23 protein-coding genes are annotated in these 23,108 nt (G+C 71.6%); 8 read left to right on the top strand and 15 right to left on the bottom strand.

Annotation, left to right across the window (positions count from 1 at the left end):
• Positions 1 to 126: 126 nt before the first annotated feature.
• Positions 127 to 846 carry a hypothetical protein gene (locus tag ABZ342_RS15835; RefSeq protein WP_360473336.1) on the bottom strand — a complete coding sequence of 240 codons (720 nt, stop codon included), beginning with the start codon at positions 844 to 846 and terminating at the stop codon, positions 127 to 129.
• Between the two features lie 149 nt (positions 847 to 995).
• On the opposite strand from ABZ342_RS15835, the gene ABZ342_RS15830 reads away from it, so the two are divergent.
• Entirely contained in the window at positions 996 to 1,859 is an 864-nt protein-coding gene (locus ABZ342_RS15830; protein WP_360473334.1) for a helix-turn-helix transcriptional regulator, read from the top strand.
• Positions 1,860 to 1,893: 34 nt separating this feature from the next.
• Positions 1,894 to 2,100, top strand: coding sequence for a DUF397 domain-containing protein (locus tag ABZ342_RS15825; protein ID WP_360473332.1), 207 nt, complete (start codon positions 1,894 to 1,896; stop codon positions 2,098 to 2,100).
• A gap of 27 nt (positions 2,101 to 2,127) precedes the next feature.
• Here ABZ342_RS15825 and ABZ342_RS15820 read toward each other — a convergent pair whose 3' ends face one another.
• A complete protein-coding gene (locus tag ABZ342_RS15820; protein ID WP_360473330.1) occupies positions 2,128 to 2,721 on the bottom strand; it encodes a hypothetical protein in 594 nt (197 codons plus the stop codon).
• A 210-nt stretch (positions 2,722 to 2,931) separates the two neighbouring features.
• Between ABZ342_RS15820 and ABZ342_RS15815 the strand changes: the two genes are divergently transcribed.
• Positions 2,932 to 5,793, top strand: coding sequence for a BTAD domain-containing putative transcriptional regulator (locus ABZ342_RS15815; RefSeq protein ID WP_360473328.1), 2,862 nt, complete (start codon positions 2,932 to 2,934; stop codon positions 5,791 to 5,793).
• Positions 5,794 to 5,893: 100 nt separating this feature from the next.
• On the opposite strand, the gene ABZ342_RS15810 is transcribed toward ABZ342_RS15815, so the two are convergent.
• Together ABZ342_RS15810 and ABZ342_RS15805 are read right to left on the bottom strand one after the other, a co-directional pair.
• Positions 5,894 to 8,419: an ABC transporter permease gene (locus ABZ342_RS15810; RefSeq protein ID WP_360473415.1), complete on the bottom strand. Its 2,526-nt coding sequence runs from the start codon at positions 8,417 to 8,419 to the stop codon at positions 5,894 to 5,896.
• A 2-nt stretch (positions 8,420 to 8,421) separates the two neighbouring features.
• Positions 8,422 to 9,162, bottom strand: coding sequence for an ABC transporter ATP-binding protein (locus tag ABZ342_RS15805; protein ID WP_155544730.1), 741 nt, complete (start codon positions 9,160 to 9,162; stop codon positions 8,422 to 8,424).
• A gap of 117 nt (positions 9,163 to 9,279) precedes the next feature.
• On the opposite strand from ABZ342_RS15805, the gene ABZ342_RS15800 reads away from it, so the two are divergent.
• From ABZ342_RS15800 to ABZ342_RS15790, 3 genes are all read left to right on the top strand, one after another.
• On the top strand, positions 9,280 to 10,479 hold the full coding sequence (locus ABZ342_RS15800) for a sensor histidine kinase (RefSeq protein WP_360473326.1): 1,200 nt from the start codon (positions 9,280 to 9,282) through the stop codon (positions 10,477 to 10,479).
• A complete protein-coding gene (locus ABZ342_RS15795) occupies positions 10,467 to 11,123 on the top strand; it encodes a response regulator transcription factor (RefSeq protein WP_155544728.1) in 657 nt (218 codons plus the stop codon). Before ABZ342_RS15800 ends, ABZ342_RS15795 begins: the two co-directional genes overlap by 13 nt.
• Before the next feature lie 71 nt (positions 11,124 to 11,194).
• Complete coding sequence (locus tag ABZ342_RS15790) at positions 11,195 to 11,389, top strand: hypothetical protein (RefSeq protein WP_360473324.1); 195 nt, start codon at positions 11,195 to 11,197, stop codon at positions 11,387 to 11,389.
• On the opposite strand, the gene ABZ342_RS15785 is transcribed toward ABZ342_RS15790, so the two are convergent.
• Positions 11,365 to 12,402, bottom strand: coding sequence for an MFS transporter (locus ABZ342_RS15785; RefSeq protein WP_360473322.1), 1,038 nt, complete (start codon positions 12,400 to 12,402; stop codon positions 11,365 to 11,367). The two genes, ABZ342_RS15790 and ABZ342_RS15785, sit on opposite strands and share 25 nt — an antisense overlap.
• A 155-nt stretch (positions 12,403 to 12,557) precedes the next feature.
• Between ABZ342_RS15785 and ABZ342_RS15780 the strand changes: the two genes are divergently transcribed.
• Positions 12,558 to 13,040 carry a hypothetical protein gene (locus tag ABZ342_RS15780; RefSeq protein ID WP_360473320.1) on the top strand — a complete coding sequence of 161 codons (483 nt, stop codon included), beginning with the start codon at positions 12,558 to 12,560 and terminating at the stop codon, positions 13,038 to 13,040.
• Here the strand turns inward: ABZ342_RS15780 and ABZ342_RS15775 are convergent, their stop codons facing one another.
• From ABZ342_RS15775 to ABZ342_RS15740, 8 genes are all read right to left on the bottom strand, one after another.
• Positions 13,041 to 13,979 carry a helix-turn-helix domain-containing protein gene (locus tag ABZ342_RS15775; RefSeq protein WP_360473318.1) on the bottom strand — a complete coding sequence of 313 codons (939 nt, stop codon included), beginning with the start codon at positions 13,977 to 13,979 and terminating at the stop codon, positions 13,041 to 13,043.
• 21 nt (positions 13,980 to 14,000) lie between these two features.
• The gene (locus tag ABZ342_RS15770) at positions 14,001 to 14,567 is read right to left on the bottom strand and encodes a TetR/AcrR family transcriptional regulator (RefSeq protein ID WP_360473316.1); all 567 of its coding nucleotides are present in this window, start codon (positions 14,565 to 14,567) and stop codon (positions 14,001 to 14,003) included.
• 60 nt (positions 14,568 to 14,627) lie between these two features.
• Entirely contained in the window at positions 14,628 to 15,941 is a 1,314-nt protein-coding gene (locus tag ABZ342_RS15765) for an ABC transporter substrate-binding protein (protein WP_360473314.1), read from the bottom strand.
• On the bottom strand, positions 15,928 to 16,998 hold the full coding sequence (locus tag ABZ342_RS15760) for a branched-chain amino acid ABC transporter permease (RefSeq protein ID WP_360473312.1): 1,071 nt from the start codon (positions 16,996 to 16,998) through the stop codon (positions 15,928 to 15,930). Before ABZ342_RS15760 ends, ABZ342_RS15765 begins: the two co-directional genes overlap by 14 nt.
• The gene (locus ABZ342_RS15755) at positions 16,995 to 17,846 is read right to left on the bottom strand and encodes a branched-chain amino acid ABC transporter permease (RefSeq protein WP_155544722.1); all 852 of its coding nucleotides are present in this window, start codon (positions 17,844 to 17,846) and stop codon (positions 16,995 to 16,997) included. The genes ABZ342_RS15760 and ABZ342_RS15755 overlap by 4 nt, the downstream gene beginning before the upstream one ends.
• 35 nt (positions 17,847 to 17,881) lie before the next feature.
• On the bottom strand, positions 17,882 to 18,589 hold the full coding sequence (locus tag ABZ342_RS15750; protein WP_360473310.1) for an ABC transporter ATP-binding protein: 708 nt from the start codon (positions 18,587 to 18,589) through the stop codon (positions 17,882 to 17,884).
• Positions 18,582 to 19,403: an ABC transporter ATP-binding protein gene (locus ABZ342_RS15745; protein ID WP_155547216.1), complete on the bottom strand. Its 822-nt coding sequence runs from the start codon at positions 19,401 to 19,403 to the stop codon at positions 18,582 to 18,584. The genes ABZ342_RS15750 and ABZ342_RS15745 overlap by 8 nt, the downstream gene beginning before the upstream one ends.
• A 251-nt stretch (positions 19,404 to 19,654) precedes the next feature.
• A complete protein-coding gene (locus ABZ342_RS15740; RefSeq protein WP_360473308.1) occupies positions 19,655 to 20,629 on the bottom strand; it encodes an ABC transporter substrate-binding protein in 975 nt (324 codons plus the stop codon).
• 352 nt (positions 20,630 to 20,981) lie between these two features.
• Between ABZ342_RS15740 and ABZ342_RS15735 the strand changes: the two genes are divergently transcribed.
• Positions 20,982 to 21,893: a kelch repeat-containing protein gene (locus ABZ342_RS15735; RefSeq protein ID WP_360473306.1), complete on the top strand. Its 912-nt coding sequence runs from the start codon at positions 20,982 to 20,984 to the stop codon at positions 21,891 to 21,893.
• A gap of 3 nt (positions 21,894 to 21,896) precedes the next feature.
• On the opposite strand, the gene ABZ342_RS15730 is transcribed toward ABZ342_RS15735, so the two are convergent.
• Together ABZ342_RS15730 and ABZ342_RS15725 are read right to left on the bottom strand one after the other, a co-directional pair.
• Positions 21,897 to 22,160: a hypothetical protein gene (locus ABZ342_RS15730; protein WP_360473304.1), complete on the bottom strand. Its 264-nt coding sequence runs from the start codon at positions 22,158 to 22,160 to the stop codon at positions 21,897 to 21,899.
• 23 nt (positions 22,161 to 22,183) lie between these two features.
• Positions 22,184 to 22,513 (bottom strand): hypothetical protein, encoded by a 330-nt coding sequence (locus ABZ342_RS15725; protein ID WP_360473302.1) that lies wholly within the window; start codon positions 22,511 to 22,513, stop codon positions 22,184 to 22,186.
• Positions 22,514 to 23,108: the final 595 nt, after the last annotated feature.

Raw genomic sequence — 23,108 nt, 5'->3', positions numbered from 1 at the left:
CTTCCTCCTCATTGAGGCTGGGATGGCGAAAGCATGCGTTCGGGGTGTTCGGTGGGGCAATAACTTTCGGAAAGTTTCGGGACTACGGAAGGCTTTCCCTTAACCGAGCCGCGTCCTGATCAGCGCTCACCGGCGCGGCGCGGACGCGAAGAGCAGCCGAACCCAAGCGGAGACGGGAAAGTCGTCTCCCACGACGTCGACCGGGCGGTAGTCACCGGCGTCCCCTCCCTCGCTCTGCCGCACGACTTCCTCGTAGAACCAGGAAGACGCGATCGTGGCCAGCACCGCCGAGGTGCCCGCCAAGGCGCGCTTGAGCGCGGGCGCGTCCACGAGCCGTTGCGCGTCGAGGATGGAGGAGCCGGTGACGCCGTGGGCGTCGTAGGTCACCTCACCGGCGTGCAACGCGAGCCGCAGCCGGATGTGCTCCTGCTGCGGGTGCGCGCCGTTGTGCCACGCCAGCTCTTCGGCGAGCGCACCGGGGAGCCGCTCGGCGAAGGGCGTCTTGGAGACGGCGGCCGGGCCCAGCACGAGCACACCGTCACCCAGGTCCGAGTACTGGCAGACGCCCCACGGGATGCCGGCCGCGGCGAAGGCACGCTCAAGTGCGCGGTACATTCCGCGGCGGATCCTGATCTTGTTCGGGTTCGTCCGGGAGTAGCGCCCGAAGCCCTCGACGTCGATCACGACGATGGTGCAGTGCGCCGTGTTCAGCTCGACGCTGCCCCGCCAGTCGACCTCGTCGGCCGACGGCCTCGCCGGAGCGACCCCGATCGCCCCCGGCAGGGCCGCCGACCGTGGGCGGGCCCTGCGGGTCCGTCCACTGGGTCGCGCCTGGGGCTCTGCCATGGCATTCATCCGTTCGGGGTGCTCACCCTCGGCGGGTCGCGTCCCCGATGAGAAGTGTTACCAGTAGGTTAGCTGAACCCGGTGGCGTCGGGTCTCCGCAACTGAATACAGTTTGGTTACCGTAACCAGTGCGGAGGACTGTCCCCGAAATGAGCGCGCCGTCGTCGCCCGTCGTCGCATCGTGGGAACTCGCCCTGCGCCTGAAACGGCAGCGGGAACGGCTGAGCATCGAAGTCAAGACGATCACCGAGGCTCTGGGGTTCACGCGCAACTACTGGTCCGCCGTGGAGAACGAGCGCAAGATGCTCTCTCCGGAAGCCCTGGCCCGGGTCCTCGACCTCTTCGAGTTCGATGACGAGGAAAAAGCCGAGCTCCTGGCGCTGCGCACCGCAGCCAAGGAACGGGGCTGGTGGTCGAGCTACTCAGCGCTCTTCGACGCCGACGTCCAGCGCCTGTTCGGTCTCGAGCAGGGAGCCCGCGCGGTCAGGGACTACGAAAGCCTGCTCATCCCCGGGCTCCTGCAGACCGCCGACTACATCCGGGCGATCATGACGCCCGCGGTGACGCTGCCCCGGGTCGAGGTCGACCAGCGCGTCGAAGCCCGGCAACGTCGTCAGGCCCGGATCGCGGACGCGACCGATCCCTTCATCTTGACCGCCATCATCAGCGAAGCCGCCCTGCGGCAGCAGATCGGTGGGCGGGCGGTGCTCAGGCAACAGCTCGTGCACCTGACCGAGCTGATCGAGAATCATCCGCAGAAGCTCGACGTTCGCGTGATTCCGTTCACCACCACCGCGTGCGGACTCTTCGGTGCCGCGACCGTGCACCTCATCGAGTTCGGCAACCCCCGGCTCCCCACTTTGGCCTGGCAAGAGACCGTGACTGCCTGGGGGATCATCGACGATCCGCTGCAGATCCGGAACATCGCCACCACCTACGAGGACGCGTATGGGCGTGCGCAGCCTCGTCACGAAACCCTGCAGGCCATTCATGACCATTTGAAAGAACTTTGAGGCACAGTTGACTGAAGACTTCTCCCCTGCGCCCGTGTCCCGTCGCGACGGATGGTTCAAGAGCAGTTATTCCAACGCGGGTGGCAGCTGCGTCGAGACTCGGCTGACGACGGACGCAGCCCTGGTCCGTGACACCAAGGACCGCCGGCCCGGTCAACCGGTCATCGAGTTTTCGGCCACTGCCTGGACATCTTTTCTCCAGCTGATCTCGCCGGAGGATGGTTCGATGTCGGGCCTTTGATCAGGTGAGGGGTAACTGCAGGGCCCCTCACCCGAGAGCGCGATAGTCCGGCTCCGCCGACCCGACCAACCGAATCCAAGCTCGTGTCGTGGTTTCCTTCTCCTGGACCACCACCGGCTCGTAACACCCGCTCGACGGGCTGTGGCGGATGATCTCGTCGTGGTACCACCCCGAGGCGATCACCGCGAGATCGCTGTCCGACCAGGCCAGCCTCTTCCTCAGCACCACGGAATTGAGCAGTCGGAACGCGTGCACGATCGCCGATCCCGTCGTGCCGTAACCGTCATAACTCACTTCTCCCGCGTGGAGCACCATGCGGAGCCGGATGCGCTCCGGTGGCCGATGAGTACTGTTGTGGTCGGCCACGGATCTCGTCAAAGCGTCCGGGACCAGCTCGCTGAACACCGCCTTCGGATAGCCCGCGGGAACCAGCAGGAGCACCCCTTCGCCGAAGTCCGCTTGGTGGCAGTGATCCCACGCGACACCGCTCTCCGCCAGAGCCCGCTGGAATGCGCGGTACAGCCCCTCCCGCTGCGCCAGCCGGTGCAGGTTCGTCCGGTCGAAAGACGAGAAACCGTCGATCCCGACCGCGAGAATGGTGTGGTGCACCGGATCCGCCACCGGCTCGGCAACCGAAGGCGGCGAACTCCCCCGAAGCCACCGCCACACTTCCGTCCACGACATGACGAGATCGTGAACTCCCCCGGTGGACACTTCGCTTGCCGCTTGCTGGACAAAACCTTGACAGCCGCTCGACCTGCGCTGAAACCCGCCGGTTGCCGGGTTACGGTGCTGGTCAGGCAGACCGGCCGGGGGTGGACGGGAAACCCGATGGAATTCCGGATCCTGGGGCCTGTGGAGCTCCTCCTCGGCGACCGGAAGGTCGCGCTCGGGCGGGCCAAGGAACGTTCGCTGCTGGGCGTGCTGATGCTCAACCACGGCAAGGTCGTCACCGTCCGGACCGTCACCGAAGCACTCTGGGACGACAACCCGCCCGAGCACGCCAGGAACGACCTCCAGACCTACGTCAGCCGGCTGCGGGCGTGCCTGCGCCGCTTCGGGGTTTCCGCGCACATCGTCACCCAGCGCGCCGGCTACCAGTTCCTGCCCGGGGACGACGACGTCGACTTCGCGCGCTTCAAGGCGCTGATCAGCGACGGCGAGAAGGCGCGCGAAGCAGGGCGGCTCGACGATGCCGCCAACGCCCTCCGGGAGGCGATGGCGCTCTGGCGCGGACCCGTGATCGAAGACCTCGGTACCGTCTGGATGGAGCAGAAACGGGAAGACCTCGACCTCTACGACCGGGTCGCCGCCTACCAGGCCCTGTGCGCCGTCGAGCTCGACCGTCGCAACTACCGCGAGGTGCTGAGGATCCTCGACGAAGCCATGGTCGACCACGAGCTCGACCCCGAGTACATCGCGCAGCGGCTCACCGCGTTGAACGGGCTCGGGCGCTACGAGGTCTTCGACGCCTACTGGAAACAGGTCTACGACCGGTCGGTCCGGTCGTTCGGCACCGGCCCCTCGCGCGAGCTGCAGGAACTGCACCAGCGGCTGCTGCAGGCACGGGATTCGCTCGCGCCGGACGACCTGCACCGCACGCAGGCGGCCCTCCGCGCGCTGCCGCCCGCCCAGCTGCCGTCGACGGTCAGCCAGTTCGTCGACCGCGACGAAGACCTCGGCCGGCTGAACGCGCTGTTCCTGCGCTCGCGGGTCGGCGGCCCGCCCGCGACCCTCATCATCGCAATCACCGGGCCCGCCGGCGTCGGCAAGACGGAGCTGGGGCTGCACTGGGCGCACGCCGTCCGAGAGCGGTTCCCGCACGGCCAGCTGCACGCCGACCTTTCCGGGTACGCCACCGGCCCGCCCCGCGACCCCGCCGACGTGCTCGCCGAATTCCTCGACGCGCTCGGCGTCACCGCCGTACCCGCGAGCCTGAGCGCCCGCGCCGGGATGCTGCGGACTCTGCTCGACGACCGCCGGGTGCTGTTCTTCCTCGACAACGCAAAGGATTCCGGGCAGGTCGTACCCCTGCTGCCGGGCAGCGCGCACTCCGTCGTCGTCGTGACCAGCCGGCATCGGCTGAGCGACCTCGTGACCCACCACGGCGCCTACCGGCTGGAAGTCGGCCCCTTCACCGAAGCCGAGATCGCTCCCCTGCTCGAAAGCCTGCTCCGCGACTCCCCGGCCGAGCCACCCGATCCGGCGGCGGCGCTCGCGTTGACGGGCGGCAGCCCGCAGGCCGTCCGCACGCTCGCCGAGCTCCTGCCCGGCGGCGCGCCCAGCCCGGCCGAACTCCTGCTGGCCGGCGAACTGGCGTCGGGGACGATCCTGACCTCGGTGCTGTGGTCCTACCGCGCCCTGGATCCGCCGGCCGCCCGGCTCTTCCGGCTGCTCGCGCTCCACGTCGGCCCCGGCCTCTCCCCGGACGGGATCCGCGCGCTCGACGGGACTGACGACGAGACCTCCCGCGGCGCGATCACCGCGCTCGGCTCCCTGTACCTGGTCGCCCGGGAAGACGGCCGGTACCGGATGGACGCTCTCACCCGCGCGGCCGGCGAACGGCTCGCGCTCGCCCACGACTCCCCCGCCGATCGGCGGCAGGCCGAGGCGCGGCTCCTCGACTGGTACATCTCCCGGGTCACGGACGCCGCCGAAGTCCTGGCGCCCGCCTTGCGGCGCACGGCCGAGCTGCCCCAGGCCGGACGGCTCCCCGATTTCGCGGCGGCGGAAGCCTTCCTGGCCGACGAGGAGCCGAGCCTGTGCGCCGCGATCCGCCGTGCGGCGGACGGCAACCTGTCCCGGGCGGTGACGTTGCTCCGGCTGGTGCGGCCCCACCTGAGCGTCGGCGACACCGCGTCCGAATGGCGCGAGGCCGTTCAGGCGGTCCTGCTCGCCACCCGGGCCGAAAACGACCTGGACGCCGAGGGGCAGGCTTGGACCAGCCTGGCGCGGATCCACCACGCCCTCGGCGATCCGGAGAAGACCGAGGAGTCCCTCGAGCTGGCGAGCGCGATCTTCGGCAACACCGGCAACAGCCGTGACCGCTCCGAAGTCCTCTTGCTGCTCGCCCGCCACGCGGAAGACTCCGGCGACCGGACGCGCGCCGAATCCTGCCTGCGCCAGGCCCTCGAAATCCAGCACAACCTGAACGAGCCGGCCCAGTGCGCCGCGGCTCACGGTGCCCTGGGCACGCACCTGCGTCTTCGGGACGAGGTCGAAGAAGCGGAGACGCACCTGTCGCACGCGAAGATGCTCTACGCCGAGCTGGGCGACCACCGGCGCCACGCCGCGATGGCGCTGGAGCTCGGCCTGCTGAACCGCCGCGCCGGCCGGACCTCGGAGGCCATCCGGCAGCTCACCGAAGCCGTCGAGCTGCACGAGCGGTACCCGGCCGGCCACGAGCAGACGCTCGCCGCGCTGGTCGAACTGAGCGAGGCCGCCTGCGACGCCGAAGAGCACGGTGACGTCCTGCTGTTCGCCCGGAAGGCCCTCGGCGTCTCCCGTTCCGACCACGTCCCGGTCGTCCGCGCGCTGGTGGCGTTGGTGCGGTCGCTGGCCGCGACCGGCCGGCAGGTCGAGGCGTGGAACGAGTCCCGCCAGACGATCGCGCTCGTCGCCGACGTCGGCGACCCGGTGCGGGAGCACGTCCGGGAGCAGTTCACCAGGCTGGGGTTGTGGCCGCCGGATTAGGGAATTCCCGGCCGCGGCCACCGAGATCAAGGGGCGAAGACACCGGCGCCGCCTGCTGAAACCGGTGCGGGTGAGCCGGACCCGGCTCACCCGCACCGCGCTACTCCCTCAAACCGATCGCGTCGATGGGGCGGGCCCGCAGGGCCACCCACGTCGACAGCCCCATCGCCAGCAGCCCCAACAGCACCGCGCCGCCGATGATTCCGAAGTAGACGGACCAGGGTCCGGACGGCACCGGGCTCCCTCGCAGCCCCGCGTTCAGCAAACCCAACGGCACCACCGCGACCACAGTCCCCACCACCACCGCGGTCCCCACCGTCACCAACGCCTCGAGCCGCATCATGCGGGTCACCTGGCGGCGGGTTGTCCCGATCAGCCGCAGCAGCGCGAACTCGCGGGACCGCTGGGCCGTCGTCAGGACCAGCGTGTTGGCCACCGAGATCGCCAGGTACCCGACGATCACGCCCACCGCCACCAGGTTCAGGTAGAACTGCGCCTGCCGCTCTCCGCCCTCCGGGGCCGACATCGACGGAGCCACCGTCAAGCCCGGGTAGGGCAACGAACGCAACGCCGCCGCGACCGCCGTGGGATCCGCGTCGGGGGAACGGCGGACCAGCACCGAATCGTCCAGGCGGCCGCCGTTGTGTTCGCGGGCCAGGGCCACCGGCAGCACGAAGTCGCCGAACGCCAGGTCGTGCGTGTACGTCGCCACCAGGCGCAGCTTCGCCGGGGCGCCGTCGCCGAAGTAGAACGTCACCTCGTCGCCCAGCTTCTTGTCCAGCCAGTCGGCCTCCGATCGGCTCAACGCCACCGTGTCGCCGGCCAGGTCCGCGAGCCGCCCCGAGTCGACGCCCAGCTCCAGTGCTCCGCGGGTCTGATCTCCCGCCAGGCCCTGGGCGGGCTTGCGCTGGACGTCCACGCTGTCGCCCATCGACGACACCGTGATCACCGACGTCCGCACCACCGGTGTCGCCGTCGCGACCCCCGGCACCCTGGCCAGCGCCGCGGCGACCTCCGGCGAAACCCCCGCCGGGCCGCTCAGCACGTAGTCGGCCGTCGTCGAGCGGGCCGTCTCCTCCGCCGCGGCCGCCGTCGACGACGTCTGGCTGTAGAATGTCGCCAGCGCGAACGCCACCGACAGCATCAGCGGGGTCACCGCCGCCGCCAGCCTGCGGGTGTTGGCCTGGGCGTTCGCGCCGGCCAGGTACCCGCTGATCCGCCAGACCCGCCCCAGCACCGGTGCGAGCACGCGCGTCACCAGCCCGGTCACCTGCGGGCCGACCACCGCCAGCCCGATGACGACGACCAGCGTCGCCATCGTCGAGATCGCGGTCCCGATGTCGCCGCGCAGGAACAGCGGCACCATCGCGCCCCCGAGGCCCACGAGGACGAGCGCCCAGCCGGTGAGCAGGCGGACCCGGCCCAGCTCACGGCGTTCGACCGCCGCCTCGCCGAGCGCCTCGACCGGCCGGATCATCGACGGCCGCCGCGACGCCGCCCACGCCGCCAGCCGGGCCGCGCCCAGGCCGAGCAGCAGCGCGGCGAGCGGCGGCAGCGGGCTGATCGCCAGCTCGAAGTCGGCCGGGATCACGCCGATCGCCGCGAACGCGTCCCGCAGCCCCGACGCCACCGCGAGGCCCGAAGCGCCGCCGAGCACCCCGGCGACGAGCGCGACCAGCGTCGTTTCGATGCCGATGAGCTTGCGGATCTGCTTCGGCGTCGCGGCGACCGCCCGCAGCAGCGCGAACTCCCGGCGCCGCTGGTTGATCGTCAGCGCGAGCGTGCTCGCCACCACGAACACGGCCACGAGCAGGGCGAACCCGCCGAACGAGCCGGCGATGGTGAGCAGCAGCAGCCGCGTCTGGCTGACGTCGAGGAACTCGATCGTGCTGCGCTCGACACCGGTCGTGACCTCGGCGCCGTCCACGACCGCGCCGATCCGTTCGGCGAGCGTCTCCGGCGCCACCCCGGGGGCGGCCAGGACGCCGATCGCGTGGGCCCGGCCGGGCTGCGCGGTCAGCTCCGCGGCCCGCTGCGGCGTGAAGAACAGCGCCGACTGCCGCGACAGGCTGTCGACTACGCCGCTGACCCGGAACGTCATCGGTACCGACCGGGTCGCGATCCGCACCTGCCCGCCGACGTCCACGCCGGCGCGCCGGGCCAGGTCGGCGTCCAAGACGACGTCGCCGGGAGCCGTGGGCTCCGCACCGGAGCGCAGCGTGAACGGCGCCAGCACGGCCGCATCCCAGTTGTGGCCGAGCGACTGCGCGCCGCCGAGCACCTCGCCGGACGCCGTCACGACCTGGGCCGGGAAGCTCTGCTCGGCCACCGCCGCGCGGACGCCGGGCACCGAGGCGATCCGCCCAGCCAGCTCAGAAGGCACCGACGGCTGCTCGCCGACCTGCTCGGACGACAGCGCGTCGGCCCCCGGGGGCCGCACGCTCTGGGCACCGCCGACGACGACCGCCGCGGCGGCGTAACGCTGGGTGGGGACGCCGGCGCGCAGGCCGGACTCCATGAGGACCCCGCAGCCCGCCACCAGGGCGGTGCCGCACAGGATCGCGATGAACGCGCCGGCGAACCCGCCGAGCCGCGTCCGGATCGTCTGCCAGGCCAGTGACAGCACGGTCACCACTCCCCGAGGTGCGTCATGCGCTCCGCCACGCGCTCGGGCGTGGGGTGCGGGAGGTGCCCGGCCAGCCGGCCGTCGGCGAGGAACAGCACGCCGTGGGCGGCCGAGGCGGCGACCGGGTCGTGGGTCACCATCAGCACGGTCTGGCCCATGCCGTCGACGACGGCGCGGAGCAGGTCGAGGACCTGGCGCGCGGTGCGGGTGTCGAGCGCGCCGGTCGGCTCGTCGGCCAGCACGACGTCGGGCCGGGCGATGAGCGCCCGGGCGATCGCGACGCGCTGCTGCTGCCCGCCGGACAGCTCCGCCGGGCGGTGCTCCAGCCGCTTCGCCATCCCGACGCCTTCGACGATTTCGCGCAGCCACTGCGGGTCCGGCTTGGTGCCGGCCAGCCGCAGCGGCAGCGTGATGTTCTGCAGCACGTTCAGCGACGGCAGCAGGTTGTAGGCCTGGAACACGAACCCGACGCGGGTGCGCCGCAGCCGGGTCAGCTCGTTCTCCTTCAGCCGCCCGATCTCGGTGCCGCCGAGCAGCACCTTCCCCGAGGTCGGCCGGTCCAGGCCGGCCGCGCAGTGCAGGAAGGTGCTCTTGCCCGAGCCCGACGGGCCCATCACGGCGGTGAACGTCCCCCGCCGCACGTCCGCCGTCACGCCGTCGAGCGCGGTGACGGCGCCGTCACCGGAGCCGTACACCTTCCGCACCCCGGCCAGTTCCAGCGCATTCGCTGTCGTCATCGTGATCCCCTTCGTTCTCTGTAAGGAAAACTAGGGCGGCGGGGCCTCGGCTTCGATCCCGTGGAGGGGTGGATCCGGGGTAGCGCCAGCACCACCACCGGGGTGGGGTGGGACACTGTCGGCGTGACGACCCGCCTGCGCGAGTGCTGGTCGGCGGCTCGTTACCTCGTGGTCGGCGCCGGCACGTCGCTGTTGTCGATCTTCGCCCTCGCCGGGCTCTTCGCTGTCCTGCTGCTGTGCCCGTTCGGCGTCGGCATCCCGTCGCTGGCCCCGGCGATCAAGCTGTCGCGGTGGCCGGTCCGGGTCGACCGGCGGCGCGCGGCGCGCAAGCTCGGCGAGGCCATCCCCGAGCCGTACCGGGACGGCTCGCCGCTGAAGGACCCGGCGACGCGCCGCGACCTCGCGTGGCTCGCGATCCACGCGGCGACCGGACTGATCCTCGGCAGCCTGGCGTTCGGCCTGCCGCTCGGCGCGGTCCAGCAGGTCGTCACGGTCTTGATCTGGCCGCTGGTGCCCGGCGGCGTCGAGGGCTCGCTCGGCATCATGGTGAATTCGTGGCCGAGCGCGGGACTGGACTTCCTGGTCGCCGCGGGAATGGCCGCGGCGACGCTCCTGCTGCCCCGCACCGCGCGCTGGCAGGCCCGCACCGCGCAGAAGCTGCTGCGGCCGGCCCCCGGCGTCGTCCTGGCCGACCGGGTCGCGGAACTGACCGCGACGCGGGCGGCGGCGCTGGAGGCGCACGGTGCCGAGCTGCGCCGCATCGAGCGTGACCTGCACGACGGCACCCAGGCCCGGATCGCCGCCGTCGTCCTGCAACTGGGCATCGCCGGTCAGCTCTACGACCGCGACCCGGACACGGTGCGCGACCTGCTGGTCAAGGCGCAGGACACCGCGACCGACGCGCTCGCCGAGCTGCGGACGGTCGTGCGCAGCATCTACCCGCCGCTGCTGAGCGAACGCGGTCTCGCCGGCGCGGTGCGCGCGCTCGCCGAGCGGACGCCGGTGCCGACGGCGGTCACCGTCGAGTACGAAACCGGCCGCCCGGCCGCCGTCGAAGCCGCCGCCTACTTCGTCGTCGCCGAGGTGCTGGCCAACGTCACCAAGCACGCCGACGCGTCCCAAGTGGACATACTGCTGGGCGGCACGGCGAGCCTGCTGCGCCTGGAAATCCGCGACGACGGCCGCGGCGGCGCCGACGAGAGGCGCGGCAGCGGGATCGCCGGGATCCGGCGCCGCGCCGAAGCCTTCGACGGGACCCTCACCCTGACCAGCCCACCCGGTGGGCCGACCGTGCTGCGAGTGGAGCTGCCATGCGGGTCGTGATCGCCGAGGACGACGCGCTGCTGCGCGAAGGTCTCGCGCTGCTGCTGAAGACGGCGGGCATCGAGGTCGCCGCCACGTTCGACAACGCCGAGGCCTTCCTCGCCTTCGTCGAGGGCGACCGGCCGGACGCCGTCGTGATGGACGTCCGGATGCCGCCGACCCACCGCGACGAGGGCCTGCGCGCGGCCGTGCGCGCCCGCGAGATCCACCCGGGCCTGCCGGTGCTGGTGCTCTCGGCCCACGTCGAGACGAGCTACGCGGTCGAGCTGCTCGCCGACGGCGTCGGCGCGGTCGGCTACCTGCTCAAGGAGCGGGTCGGCAAGGTCGAGCGGTTCCTCGACGCGCTCGAGCGGGTCGCGAAGGGCGGCACGGCGATGGACCCGGAGGTCATCGGCCAGCTGATGTCCCGGCGCAGTGCGAAGGACCCGCTGGACGCGTTGACCGCGCGCGAGCGCGAGGTGCTGGCGCTGATGGCCGAGGGCTACAACAACGGCACGATCGCCGAGCTGCTCGTCGTCAGCGACGGCGCGGTGCTCAAGCACATCCGCAACATCTTCGCGAAGCTCGGCCTCCCGTCGGACGAAGGCGGCGGCCACCGCCGCGTGCTGGCGGTGCTCGCCTACCTCGGCCGCGACGCGGGGTAGCGCAGGCACCACCCCGGATCCGGGTGCGCACGGCATCGTTCCGGCTCCCGGCCGCGCCTAACGTTTCCGCCATGACCAACACCAACGCTCCCGCCCGCACCGCGGCGCCCCTCGTCCTCTGGCCGGTCCTGATCGTGAGCGCCGCGGTCAACGCGGTCGGGTCCTCCACCGACATGGCCGACCCGTTCCGCATCACGGCGGGCGCGATCGCGACGGTCGCTTTTGTCCTGCTGATCGTCCACTACGTCCGGCGCCGGAGGGCGTGAACCGCCAGCGCCGCCGCCACCAGCGCCGCGGCCACCCAGAACGGGTTCAGCGCGCCGGCGAGCACCGGGCCCGCCGTCGCGCCGGCGTTCAGGGCCGCGGTGGCGTACGACCCCGCCATCGTCGGGGCGCCGGTGGCCAGGCGCAGGATCCGGGTGATCACCGTGCCGCCCACCGCGAACGACAACGCGCCCTGCACGAAAGCTCCGCCGACGAGCACCGCGGGGACGAGGGCGAGCACGACCCAGCCGACGAACAGCAACAACCCACCGAGGACGACGACCCGGCCGGGCCACCGGTCGGCCAGCCGTCCGGCCGCCGTGATGCCGGCGAAGCACCCGGCACCGAACGCGGCGAGCACCACCGGCACCGGCGCGACGCCGTCGGCGATCGGCGCCAGGTAGGTGAAGACGCCGAACGTCGCGGCGTTGACGAGCGCACCGACCAGGAGGACGCCGGCCAAGCCGCGCAGTTCCCGGAGCTCGGCCCGCAGGTCGGCCCGGCCGCCGGCCGGGGTGTCGGCGATGCGCGACACCGCGGCGAAGGCCGGCAGGCACAGCCCGGCGACGGTCCAGGCGGCCGTGGGCCAGCCGAGCAGCGCCCCACCGGGGATGCCGGCGACGCACGCGAGGGTCGTGGCCCCGAGGAGGACGGCGACCGCGCGTCCCCGGCGTGCGACGGTCAGTGCGACGGCGAGGAAGCCGGCATAGGCGACGGCGGCGACCACCCGCGTCGCGAGCAGGACGGCGAAGGACGTCGTAAGCGCGCCGACGACGTGGGCGGCGACGAAGAGGACCAGGAAGGTCTTGAGCGCGGTGCGCCGCGGCCAGGTCCGCGCGAGCGCGGCCATGAGCGGCGCCCCGGCGACCATCCCGGCGGCGAAAGCCGAGGTGAGGTAGCCGGCCCGCACGACGGAGACGTCGAGCGCGGCGGCGATGCCGGGCACCAGCCCGGCGAGCATGAATTCGGACGTGCCCATGGCGAACACGCCGAGGGCGAGGAAGTACCGGGACACAAGGAACTCCAGGGATCACGAACGCGGTGGACGCTTCGTGGTCACCCGGGGAGCCCGGGAAGGCGGGAGCTACCGGGCCGCCGGGATGACCGGCAGCCCCGCCCTGGACGCTTCGGGGCTCGACATGATCCCGACCTTACCGGTTACGGTGAGCTGTGGCGGAACTCGAGGAGACGGTCGCGCGGCTGGACCTGTGCCTGGAACCGATCGTGAAGCGCCCGGTCGACCTCTCCGACCCGGCGTGGGCGGAGAAGCTGCGCGCCGCCGAGCCGGTGGACGAAGCCGGGATCCGGGCCGAAGCCGAAGAAGCACTGCGGGCGCTGCTCGACCGCTACGAGCACGGCGACGACGAGACGCGGGCCGCCGTCCGCGCGCTGTTCGACCGGCACTCGTCGTTCCGCTGGGCGGTCCACCTCCCGGGAGCGGGCTTCCGCACCCGGCTCCTGCACCTTTCGGCCCGCGACCACGGCCGCGACACCCGCGACGAAATCCTGGCGCTGAACGACATCTGCGCCGAAGCGGGGACAGCGGGCGTCGACATCAAGCCACTCCTGCGCGAAGTCGCCGGACTTTCCAGCACGGTGGACAAGTACGGCATGGGCTCGATCCGGGACATCCTGCTCCGCGCCGCCGGGTAGTCACAGCCCCCGGAAGCTGGCCCGGTAAGCCTGCGGGCTCGTCCCCACCACCCGCTTGAACCGCTCGCGGAACGCCCCCGGCGACCCGAACCCCACCTGCGTCGCGATCCGGTCCACCGGTTCGCCCGTCGCCTCCAGCAGGTGCTGCGCCCGCCGGACACGGGCCCGCAGCAGCCACTGCAACGGCGTCGTGCCCGTCTGCTCGCGGAAGCGCCGGTTCAACGTGCGGGTGCTCATCCCCACCTGCGCCGCGACGCCGGACAGCGTCAGCTCCGCCGCGCAGTTCTCCTCCATCCACGCCAGCACCGGCTCCAGCTCGGACCCGCGCGGCGTCGGCGGCGCGTCGTGCGCGATGAACTGGGCCTGGCCGCCCTCGCGTTCCAGGGGCATCACCGAGAGGCGGGCCGCCGAAGCCGCCACCGCCGAACCGTGGTCGCGGCGGATCAGGTGCAGGCACAGGTCCAGCCCGGCCGCCGCGCCCGCGGAGCTCAGGATCTGCCCGTTGTCGACGTACAGCACGTCCGGGTCGACGTCGACCGCCGGGTACAACCGGGCCAGCTCGGGCGCGGCCGCCCAGTGGGTCGTCGCGCGGAGGCCGTCGAGCAGGCCCGCCTCGGCCAGCACGAACGCTCCCGAGCAGATCGACGCGATCCGCGTGCCCCGGGCCGCGGCAGCCCGCAAAGCCGAAGTCACCGGCGGCGGCAGCGGCGGGTTCGACGCCCGGCCCGGCACGACGATCGTGTCGGCGTCAGCCAACCCGGACAGGTCCCACGGCGGCCGCAGGGTGAACATGCCCGCGTCCAGCTCCGGCGCGGGGCCGCAGATCCGGACCTCGTAGGCCGGTGAGCTGCCCAGGAGCGTCCGCGAGAAGACCTCGATGGGCGTCGCCAGGTCGAACGGGACGACCTGGTCCAGCGCGAGGACCGCCACGATGTGCATGGCACCACGATAGATCGTCCACTAAGGACGGAGGCTGCGCAGCATCAGGTTCGCGAAGTGCTCCCCGACCTGCTCGCCCGACAGCGGGCCGTCCGCGTGGTACCACATGTGGAGCCGGTGGATCGCGCCGTAGTGGTAGTTGATCACCAGGTCGGCGGGGACGTCGTCGCGGAAGACCCCCGCGCGCTGCCCCTCGGCGACGAGGTCGCGCACGCGCTCGTGGTAGCGGCGGCGCTCGGCTCGCACCTGCTTCTGCTTGCTCTTCTCCAGCAGCGGGAACGACTGGAAGAACACCGTCGCCGCGTCGAGGTCCGCGATGCTGGTCGTCACGACGTCGGCGATGATGGCGTGCAGCCGTTCCGGCAGCGGCAGGTCCGACTCCGCGATGGTCCGCATCCGCTGCGCCTGCATCCGCAGCATCGCGGTGTAGATCTCCAGGAGCAGGTCGTCCTTGGATTCGAAGTAGTGGTACAGCCCACCCTTGGTGACGCCGGCCCCTTCGACGATCTCCCGGACCGTCGTGGCCTCGAACCCCTTGTCGGCGAACAGGCGCACTGCCGCCCGCACGACCTTGTCCCTGACCGTCATGAGACCACCCTATGTGAGCGGGCGGGCCGGCCCGCGCGGCGCCGCGGACCGACCCGGTCCTCACTTGCCCAGCAGGTTCACCTGCTCCGGAGTGGCGCGTTCCCCGGTGTACGGCGTGATCGCCCCGGTACCCCGGTCGGTGACCGACGGTGGCTGGATCACCGTCGTCGTGGTGTCCGGGTTGATCTTGAACACGAACCCGCCGGTGTACCCGGAGTGCGAGTCCTTCGAGAACCCGAACGGCGTGAGGCCCGGGCCCTTCAGCTGCCCGGAGCTCATCGCCTCGACGATCTTCTGGCGCGTCGGGTCCGGCCCGGCGGCCTTCAGCGCCTGGCCGAACGTGTACCCCAGCACCATCCCGTAGAACAGCGTGTTGGTGAGCGGCTCCTTCGGGATGTACTTGTCGTGGATGCCCTTGAAGTAGGCGACCCACGGGTCGGACGTCTGCGAGACGTCGGGCAGGTAGCCGGTGCCGATCAGCCCGGACAGCAGCTGCGCGCTCGAGACGGTCGCGCCGCCGCGCTTGGCGAAGTCCTGCAGCAGCCCGGACAGCGTCGCCGGGTCGGCGCCGATGCTGCTGACGACGAACTGCGGCTTGTACCCGATCTTCGCCGCGGCCAGGATCGACAGCGCGGTGAACGCCGGGATGCACTCGCAGACGACGACCTCGGCGCCCGCGGCCTTGAGCGCGGACAGCTGCGGCGTGACGTCGGTGTTGGCGCTGTCGTAGCCCTGCCGCGCGACCGTCTGGTCCTTGATGAACTGGTCGAGCCCCGCCTGGGTGTCCCGGCCGATGTCGTCGTTCTGCGTGAAGTACCCGATCTTCTTGCCGGCGAAGGTGTCCTTGATGTACTTGCCCTGGATCTTGCCCTCACGCGCGTAGTCCAGCTGGTAGCCGAAGGTCATCGGCGCCTTCTGCGGGTTGTCCCAGGCCAGCGCGCCCGAGGACACCAGCAGGTCCGGCACGCCCTCGGTGTTCAGGTAGTCGACGACCTTGGAGTGCGTCGGCGTCCCGAGCCCGCCGACGATCGCGAACACCTTGTCCTGCAGGACGAGCTTCTTGACGACCTCGACGGTCTTCGTCGGGTTGTACCCGTCGTCCTCGACCTTGTAGTCGATCTTGCGGCCGTTGATGCCGCCGCCGTCGTTGATCGCCTGGAACACCGCGCGGGCGCCGACGGAGATCTTGCTGTACCCGGGCGCGGCCGGGCCGGTCAGCGGCTGGTGCGTGCCGATGGTGACGGTGTCCTTCGTGACGCCGACGGCCGAGTCGGCGGCCTGCTGACCGCCGCCGTTGCTCTCCCCCGCACCGCCGCACGCGGTCAGGGTCAAGGCGAGAGCGAGGAAACCCGCGCCGTACCTACTGGTTCTCATGGTTCTCCTTCTTTTCGGCGGGTCGACGGAGAAGTCCACGTAGCCGCTGGAACCCGCCCTGGACACCGCGGGGGAAGGCGAGCACGACGACGATGAGGATCACGCCGTACACCGCGAGCGGAAGGTTGTTGGCCACGTCGGTGTTCAGGTGCAGGACGTCGGCGAGGTCCTCGGACCAGGCCTGGAAGTAGACGAGCGCGATCGCGCCCCACAGCGCGCCCCACAGGGAGCCCAGCCCGCCGAGCACCACGGCCGCCAGCAGGCTCAGCGACAGCGCGGGCGTGAACGAGCCGGGCGCGGCGGTGCCGAGCAGGTACGCCTGCAGGCCACCGGCCAGGCCGCCGCACACCGCGCTGATGAGGAACGCGAGGATCTTCGTGCGGCCGACGGCGATCCCGCTCAGCGACGCGGCGACCTCGTCGTCGCGGACCGCCCGGAAGTTCCGGCCGAGCTTGCCGCGCACGACGTTGACCACGAGCACCAGCGCGATGAGCACGCTGAGCCAGACGACCCACGTCTGCCAGCGCAGCTCGGGGACGGCGATCCCGGCCGGTCTGCTGTGGACGGTGAAGCTGAGTCCGTTGCTGCCGCCCAGGAAGTCCTGGAACCGGCGGGTCAGCGCGGGCAGGCCGACGGCCAGCGCGAGCGTCGCCCCGGCGAGGTACGGGCCGCGCAGCCGGGCCGCGGCGGCCCCGGCCAGCAGCCCGGCGAGCCCGCCGGCGGCCGAAGCGAGCAGCAGGTCGGCCCACAGCGGGAACGACGGGACGCGCCGCACCAGCAGCGCCACCGTGTACGCGCCGATGAACATGAACGCGCCGTGGCCGAGGGAAACCTGCCCGGTGAGGCCGGTGAGCAGGGTCAGCCCGGCGACCGCGATCAGGTAGTAGCCGATCGTCGCGATCCGCAGGTTGGTGAACTCGTCGGTGACCAGCGTCAGCACCACGACGACGGCGAACGCGGCCAGCGCGAACAGGAGGTGGCGGAGCAGCGGCGGCAGCGTCCGCTTCTTCACCGCCGTCTCCACCTGCGTTTCCGGAAGACTCGTGCGCACGGTCATACCCGCCTCACCTTCGCGCGGCCGAACAACCCGCTGGGACGCACGATCAGCACGACGACGAGGATCGCCAGCGCGGCGATCGTCACCATCTCCGGCCCGAGGTAGCCGGACACGTAGGACAGTCCGACGCCGAGGACGAACCCGCCCGCGATGGTGCCGAGGGGGTTGTCCAGGCCGCCGAGCACCGCCGCGGTGAGGGCGTAGACGAAGACGCCGTCGAGGACGTTCGGGAAGAGGAACGGCGGAGTGGCCAGCAGCCCGGCGAGCGAGCCGACCGCCGCCGCCAGGCCCCAGCCGACGGTGAGCATCAGCCCGACCCGCACGCCGAGCGTGCGCGCCACCTCCGGGGCGAACGCCGCCGCGCGCATCCGCAGGCCCAGCGGCGTGTACTTGAACACCACCAGCACGAGCGCGGCGATCACGAGCACCACCAGCACCACGAACAGGTCGTTGGCGGAGAACCGGCCGACGAAGTCGAAGGCGTACGGGAACGCCAGCGGCTCGTTGGACCAGATCATGCCCGCGATCGCCTGCAGCACCAGCAACAACCCGAGGGTGACGATGATCGAGCTCAGCTCGGAGCGGTGCCGCAGCGGCCGGATCAGCAGCCGTTCGGTGGCGACGCCCAGCAGGGTCCCGGCCACGATCGCGACGGCGAAACCCAGCCAGTAGCTGCCCGTCGCCTTCGTCACCGAGTACGCGAGGTACGTCGAGATCAGGGCGAGGGCGGGCTGCGCGAAGTTCACCACCCGGGTGGCCCGGTAGATGATGACCAGCGCGAGCCCGAGGGCCGCGTAGACCGCGCCGGCGGAGATCCCGCCGAGGGTCAGGTCGAAGAATTCCCGCATACCGGACCGTTCACCTCCATTAACCGGTCAGAGCGTCAGAAACCGAGGTAGGCGTGGCGGAGGCCGTCGTCGGCCAGCAGCTCCGCCGCGGTGTCGACCGCCACCACGCTGCCGAGCGCGAGGACGTACCCGTTGTCCGCGATGGACAGCGCGCTGTGCGCGTTCTGCTCGACGAGCACCACGGTGAGCCCGGTCGAGGTCCGCAGGTCCCGCAGGATTCCCATGATCCGCGCGGTGATCAGCGGCGCGAGGCCGAGCGACGGCTCGTCGAGCAGCAGCAGTTCCGGGCGGCTCATCAGGGCGCGCCCGATGGCCAGCATCTGCCGCTCACCGCCGGACAGCGTCGCGGCGGGTTTCGCCGAACGTTCCGCCAGCGGCGGGAAGAGCTCGTACATCTCCTTGCGCGCGGCCTCGCGGTCGGCGCGGTCGCGGCGCCAGAGCGCGCCCAGCCGGAGGTTTTCGTCGACGGTCAGCTCGGTGATCACGCCGCCGCCCTCGGGCACGTGCGCAACCCCGCCGCGGGCGATGCGGTCGGGTGCCCGGCCGGTGATGTCCTCGCCGTCCCAGGTGATCCGGCCGGCGCGGGCCGGCTGCAGGCCGCTGATCGTGCGCAGCAGCGTCGTCTTGCCGGCGCCGTTCGCGCCGAGCACGGCGGTGATCCCGCCGCGGTCGACCGTCAGGCTGACGCCGTCGAGCGCGCGGACGGCGCCGTAGGCCACGGAAAGCTCGTCGATCTCAAGCACCGGGCGCCTCCTCGGCGGGGTCGCCGAGGTAGGCCTCGGCCACGCGGGGGTCGGCCTGGATCTCGGCCGGGGACCCCGCCGCGATCACCTCGCCGAAGTTGAGCACCACGACCCGGTCGCAGACCTGCATGACGAGGTCCATGTGGTGCTCGACGAGCACGACCGCCATGTGCCGCCGCAGCGAGAGGATCAACGTCGAGAGCTCGACGAGCTCGGCGGCCGAGAGCCCGCTGGCGGGTTCGTCGAGCAGCAGGAGGTCGGGCTCGGCCACCAGCGCCCGGGCGAGGGCGACGCGTTTTCGCACGCCGTAAGGCAGAACGCCCGGTAGCCGGTCGGCGAGGTCGGCGATCCCGAGCTCCCCGAGCGTCACGCGGGCCCGGTGCGCGAGGCCGGCTTCGTCGCGCGCCGACCGCCCGGCGCCGACGAGGGCGGGGAGCAGGCCGGTCTTCGCGTGGCGGCCCGCGCCGGCCATCACGTTCTCGAGCACGGTCAGGCCGGCGAAGAGGCCGAGGCCCTGGAGGGTCCGGACGATCCCGAGTCCGGCGAGGTGCTCGGGGCGGTGGCGGACGAGCGGCTCGCCGCGCCACAGCACCCGGCCGGACTGGGGCCGGACGAAGCCGCAGATGACGTTGAACAGCGTGGTCTTCCCGGCGCCGTTGGGCCCGATGACCCCGACGACGGTGCCCGCGTCGACGCCGAGGCGGACGTCGTTGAGCGCGGTGAGCCCGCCGAACCGCACGGTGAGACCGTCGACCACGAGCAGGTCCTCGCCAGGCACAGGCTCGCCGGGCCGAGCCTCCCCGAGAAGTGTCATCATCGACTCTCCCGTCTCCCCTGTCCCACCATGTGGACCAGGCCGTACCGCGCGGTCGGTATGAAGAGGGTGGAGTGCGGCGCCGGGCGTGTCAAGGTGTGAACCGCCGGAAACCGGATCAAGGCGGGCGGTCCGTGAATTTCGGAAAGCCCGCGCGCCGGGGGAAGTTCTCACGACGTCAGAAGCGCCGCGAACGCGAAAAGGGCGGGTGCGCTCTTCAGCGCACCCGCCCTTTTCCCGCCGGTCCCCGGTCAGCCGGTACTGGCCTGCGGAGTGATCATCGAGGAAGCGTCGAGCTTCGTCTGGACGACGCCCAGCTGCTGCAACAGGTCCGGCACCCGCTGGATGCGGCGGGCGTCCAGGGTGGACCCGAAGGCGGGCATCACCATCAGGCTCGCGATGTCCTGGTCCACCTTGGCGTTGCGGACGACGAGCGGCTCGATCCGCGCGCGGTCGACCGAGGCGCGCGTGGCGTTGAGCATCGCGCGCTGGAACGCGAGCATCGTCTTCGGATGGGCCTCGACCCACTTCCCCGTCGCGCCGAAGCCGGTGAGCGGGAAGGCCTGCGTGCTGCCGCTGGCGGCGTCGATGACCGGGAACGCGCCGGCGACCTTCGCCGACTGCGTGAGGAACGGTTCCGGCTGGTAGGCGGCGTCGACGCGGCCCTGCGCCAGCGCCGCCCCCATGTCCGGCAACGGCATCGGCACCCACTGCACCTTGTCGAAGCCGACCCCGTGGTCGCGCATCACCGACCGGGTCAGCACGTCCGAGGCGGCGTTCTTCGAGCTGATGGCGATCCGCTTGCCGTTCAGGTCACCGACCGTCTTGACCGGCGAGTTCGGCACGGTGACCAGCTCGTTGCTGCGCGGGCTGGCCGAGGTGGCGTCCGCGATCAGCTTCACGTCGGTGCCGTTGTTCTTCGCCAGGAAGAACAGGGTGTAGGTGGACAGCGCGAGGTCGTCCTGGCCGTTCGTCATCCGGGTCAGCGCCTCCTGGCCGCTGGCCCCGGTGTCGGCCTGCACGTCGAGCCCTTCGGCCTTGAAGTAGCCGCCTTCCTGGGCGAGCCAGAAGGTGGCGAGGTCGACGGCGGAGAAGATGGCGACCCGGATCGCCGGCTTTTCGACGGTACCGCCGCTGCCGGACCCGCCTCGCTGGCTGCACGCGCTCACCAGCGCGAGGACGAGCGCGAGCACGGCGAACCGGCGGGTCGAGGCGCGTTTGAGCATGACACTCCTCGGAAAGGAATCTTTTCGATCACGGAATCCGGCTCGTACAGCCGTGATCGCCGGACTGTAGATGACGTTTTCCGGGTCCGCAAATATCGATTCGGGAGACCTTGTACGGCGTACAAACGGGTAATCCACTGACCGGACGGTGATCACCAGGGGAAACAAACCCACGAGAAGCCGCCACACAGCGTGATCGATGTACGCCATCCAGCCGAGCGCACTACAGCGGATGACCCATCGGGAAAGGAATCGCCCACGCGCACCGGGCAGCGAAAAACCAATTTCGGCCGGAGCGGTAACAAACAGATCGTCTTCGGAGACTCTGGCGGGCGGAATGGAGGGGTGCGCGATGAACGTGTCGTGGAAGTACCGGCCGCCGATGCTGTCGCCGAGGTTCGCCCACGAGGTGGCGACCGTCGGGGACGACGTCTTCGTGCTCGGCGGGACCGACGGGAACGTGGGCTTCGGCTCGGTGGAGACGCGCAAGGTCACGGGCAGCGGCGCGTGGCGCTACGTCAGCCCGATGCCCACCCCGCGCGGCAACCACGCGGCCGGCGTGGTCGGCGGGCTGATCTACGCCGCCGCCGGGATCACCGCGGACGAGCGCACCACCGACGTCGTCGAGGTGTACGACCCGGCGGCCGACGAATGGCGGGCGAGCCCGCCGATGCCCGTGCCGCTCGGTGCGGCGTCGGCGGCCGGGCTGGGCGGAAAGCTCTACGTGGCAGGCGGTTTCGTCGGCGACAGCGATCCGGAGGAGCACGCCACGGACGCCGTGCTCGTCTTCGACCCGGCGACGCGGCACTGGGCGCCGGTGGCCCCGATGCTCACGCCACGGGCCCGGTTCCGGCTCGTCGCGACCGGCACGCACCTGTACGCGCTCGGCGGTTTGCCCAGCCGGCAACAGAACGCGCTCGACTCGGTGGAGCGGTACGACCCGGACGCCGACCGCTGGGAGGCGGTCGCGCCGATGCGCAAGCGGCGCGGCGCACCCGGCGCCGTCCGGGTGGGCGACCGGATCGTGGTGACGGGCGGCGGTCCCGCGCCGGTCGAGGACCCGACCGCCCGGGACCGCACGACCGAGGTCCTCGACGTCCGCACGGGGGAATGGGTGCTGCTGGGCACGCTGCTCCCCCACGGCCGGGCGTCGGTGGTCTGCGCGGCGACCCCGGCGCACCGGGTCCTCGCCATCGGCGGGAACGCGAACCTCTACGGCAGCCTGGTGACGGTGCCGGACGTGCTCTCGCTCAAGCTCCCTTGAGCGTCAGCAGAACCAGCCGGCCTGGATCCAGCCGCGCTGGTTCACGTGGCCCATCGCGTACCCCTCGGCCCAGTCACCGCTGGGCGAGTACCGCGACAGCTCGAAGTGGTCGCCGCGGTAGAGGGTGCCGACGATGACGCCGGCGGGCTGCGTCCGGACGTAGAGGTCCTGGGCGCAGATTTCGTGCACGGTGCCCGCTTCGGCGGCGGGGGCCACGGCGATCGCCGCGGCGGCGGCGAGGGTGGTGGTGAGGATGGCGCGTTTCATCGGCTTCCCTTTCGGTTCAAGGCTCAGTTCAGGGTGAAGCAGTCGCGGAGCAGGAAGCCCCACTTGCCGGTGCCGTGCCAGAAGACGTCGGCCGAGTTGTGGTCGGAGGTGATGTAGCGGACGCCGATGTAGTTGCCCTGGACGAGCGTCGCGATCGGGTCGGAGTGCCCCTGCCCGGCGGTGTAGTTGCCGAAGAGGGTGGCGGTCTGGCAGGTGATGTGCGCGGCACGGGTCGGCACCCAGGGGTCGCCGATGGTGCCGCTTCCACTTTGGACAGTCGCCTGCGCGGGCGCGGCGACGAGCCCCGCCGCGGCGACCGCGAGCAGTGCGGCCGTGCGGATTCGCTTGATCATTTCGGTCCTTTCCGGACGGACGAAGGTGTGCCGTCAGGAAAGAACTACCGGGCCGCGGGATCCGGCGGAAGCCCACGACATGCCCGGGCGTGCACGGTTCAGGTCCACCCGTGCACCGGCGCCGGTCAGCGCCCTACGGCCACCCTCCACGACGTGATGCCCCGCCAATCACGCGTGATGCCTCTCCAATCACGCGTGATGCCCCACCAAGCACGGGCGATGCCCCGGCGATCACGCTGGATCCGCTGCCGCAGCGCATTCGCGCGGGGTCAGCGCGGGTGCCACGACCGTCGCCCCGCTCTGCCGAAAGGGTGGCGAGTTGCGCCACCGCGGTCCGCCGCGCACCCCGTCCGGCGGCCCGGTCACGCGACTCGGCACCTGCCCACCACCCTCACCGCCAGGCGAATCGGCACCGCCCGACGCCCGCACCCCAGCACCACCCGCGCCCGCAAGGGGACCCGGCACTCGCCTGCCGCCCCTATTCCGCGGCAGCTTTGGTGGGCGTCGCGAAGCGGCGCAAGCCGGGGATCCCCGCTCCCAGCCAGAGCGGCCGAAAGGCCGGCGACCCGCGAAGCGGGGTCGAGTCGACGAACGC

It is taken from the genome of Amycolatopsis sp. NPDC005961 (genome assembly GCF_040629235.1).
Lineage (GTDB): Bacteria > Actinomycetota > Actinomycetes > Mycobacteriales > Pseudonocardiaceae > Amycolatopsis > Amycolatopsis camponoti.
This window is presented reverse-complemented; position numbering and strand designations above follow the sequence as displayed.